Raw genomic sequence first — 2,419 nt, forward strand, 5'->3', positions numbered from 1 at the left:
TCGACGCCATCGTCGACATCACCAACTACCTGCTGCTGGAATACGGCCAGCCGATGCACGCCTTCGACCTGGCGACGCTTGAAGGGGAACTGGTGGTGCGCCGCGCCAAGGCCGACGAGCCGATGACCCTGCTCGATGGCAACGAGGTGAAGCTCAAAGAGACCACCCTGGTGATTGCCGATGCCAAGGGCCCTGCCTGCATGGCCGGCATCTTCGGCGGCGATCGCACCGGGGTGTCCGAGACCACCACCGACATCCTGCTGGAGTGCGCCTTCTTCGCGCCGCTCTCCATCACCGGCCGTGCCCGTGCCTACGGTCTGCACACCGACTCCTCCCACCGCTTCGAGCGCGGGGTGGATCCGGAGCTGCAGGCCAAGGTGATGGATCGTGCCACCCGTCTGCTGCTGGATATCTGCGGCGGTGAAGCGGGTCCGGTCATCGAGGTCAAATCCGATGCCCATCTGCCCAAGGCTGCCCCCATCAAGCTGCGTCGTAGCAAGCTCGACAAGGAGCCTCGGCATGCAGGTGACCGTGGATGCCGACGGCTGGACTGCGCTGGCTCCCTCCTGGCGTTTCGATATCGCCATCGAGGAAGACCTCATCGAGGAAGTGGCCCGCATCTACGGCTACAACAACATCCCGAACCTCAAGCCCGCCGCATCGCTCGCGATGGTCGAGCAGGCAGAAGGGCAGGTGACCCTGAAGCGGGTGCGCGACCTGCTGGTCGATCGCGGCTTCCAGGAAGCGATCACCTACAGCTTCGTGGATCCCAAGGCTCAGCAGACCCTGTTCCCGCATAGCGATGCCATCGTGCTGCCGAACCCGATCTCGGTCGAGATGTCCGCCATGCGTGTCTCTCTGTTCCCGGGTCTGGTACAGGCGGTCGTCTACAACCAGAACCGTCAGCAGCCGCGTGTGCGCCTGTTCGAGCAGGGCCTGCGTTTCATCAAGGACGAAAATGCCGAGAACGGCATCCGTCAGGAGCCCATGCTGGCCGGCATCATCACCGGCAACCAGAGCGACGAGCACTGGGACATCAAGAGCCGCGCAGCCGACTTCTTTGATCTGAAAGGGGATCTGGAAGCGGTGCTGGACTTGACCGCCGAAGGCGCTACCTTCACCTTCGAGCGTGCCGAGCACAGTGCCCTGCACCCGGGCCAGAGCGCGGCGATCCTGCGCAATGGCGAGGTCATCGGCCACATCGGCGTGATCCACCCGAGCCTCGAGAAGAAGCTGGGACTCAAGACTCGTGCCGTCATGTTCGAGCTGGAGCTGGACAAGCTGACGCCGGCCAAGGTGCCGGTTGCGGCCGAAGTGTCCCGCTTCCCGGCCAACCGTCGCGACATCGCCGTGGTGGTTGACAGACAGATCCTGGCTGGCGACGTTCTGGCAGTAATTAAAAAAGTTGGCGGAAATCAGTTAGTTGGAATAAACTTGTTCGACGTATACCAGGGTGCTGGTATGGCCGAGGACAAGAAGAGTCTGGCCATCAGCCTGGTGTTGCAAGACACCCAGCGCACCCTGGAGGAGAAAGAGATCGCCGAGACCGTGGACAATGTCGTGCGGGCCCTTGGTGAAGAGTTGAATGCATCCTTGAGGGATTGATCTATGGCGCTTACCAAAGCCGACATTGCAGAGCACCTGTTCACCCAGCTCGGGATGAGCAAGCGTGAAGCCAAAGATATGGTGGAAGCCTTCTTTGAGGAAATCCGACAAGCGCTCGAGCGTGGCGAACAGGTCAAGATTTCAGGCTTCGGTAACTTCGATCTTCGCGAGAAGAACCAGCGCCCCGGACGCAACCCCAAGACGGGCGAGGATATTCCCATCAGCGCCCGCCGTGTGGTGACCTTTCGGCCCGGCCAGAAACTCAAGGCCAGGGTAGAAAATGTTGAACCCAACGAGTGATAAAAAGCCAGGCAATCGCCTGGCTTTTCCGTTTCTATGATAAGAATTCTGCTGCTGTCCGGTGCGTTGCTGGCCCTGCCACTGCGGGCCGCCATACTCCCCCTGTCACCCGGGACCCAGGCGTATGTTGATGCACTCTCCGGACTGACCTTCTGTTACCCCGCCCTGCAGCGCCCTCCCTATCTGGAAGAGCAGGGGGGGCTGCTTATCGACCAGGTGACGCGCCTGGCCCAGCAGCTGCCGGTGCCGCTGCGCTTCGAGACCTTGCCCAACTGGGCGGCCACCTTGCAGGGCCTGCAGGATGGCCGCTGTGATCTCATCCCCCATGTGAGTCCCTCCCTGCAGACGCCGTCCGGCATGGCGCTGAGTCGGGCCATGCTGGAGGCGGAGTCAGCCATTCTCTATCGCGGCGAACTCGACGAGGCCAGCTTCCTGGTCTCGCCCATCTGGCGAGCACAGGAGATCCTGGCACGGCTCTATCCACGGGCCTCCCAGCTGCCCCTGACCGAGGCGG

The 2,419-nt window shown here is 62.1% G+C and carries 1 protein-coding gene and 2 pseudogenes; all 3 read left to right on the forward strand.

All coding sequences use genetic code 11. From position 1 onward, the window contains the following. Positions 1 to 1,605 (forward strand): annotated as a pseudogene (gene pheT, locus BN1136_RS08635) (phenylalanine--tRNA ligase subunit beta); the annotation flags it as partial. A 3-nt stretch (positions 1,606 to 1,608) separates the two neighbouring features. Then, on the forward strand, positions 1,609 to 1,905 hold the full coding sequence (gene ihfA, locus BN1136_RS08640; protein WP_005300715.1) for an integration host factor subunit alpha: 297 nt from the start codon (positions 1,609 to 1,611) through the stop codon (positions 1,903 to 1,905). Between the two features lie 54 nt (positions 1,906 to 1,959). Continuing rightward, positions 1,960 to 2,419, forward strand: a pseudogene (locus BN1136_RS08645) (histidine kinase); the annotation flags it as partial.

The sequence above is a fragment of the Aeromonas taiwanensis genome, from assembly GCF_000820165.1.
Classification (GTDB): domain Bacteria; phylum Pseudomonadota; class Gammaproteobacteria; order Enterobacterales; family Aeromonadaceae; genus Aeromonas; species Aeromonas taiwanensis.

What these genes read in the sequence shown, in the direction of transcription:
- ihfA (WP_005300715.1), top strand. Translation starts at nt 1,609, where the DNA reads ATGGCGCTTACCAAAGCCGACATTGCAGAGCACCTGTTCACCCAGCTC.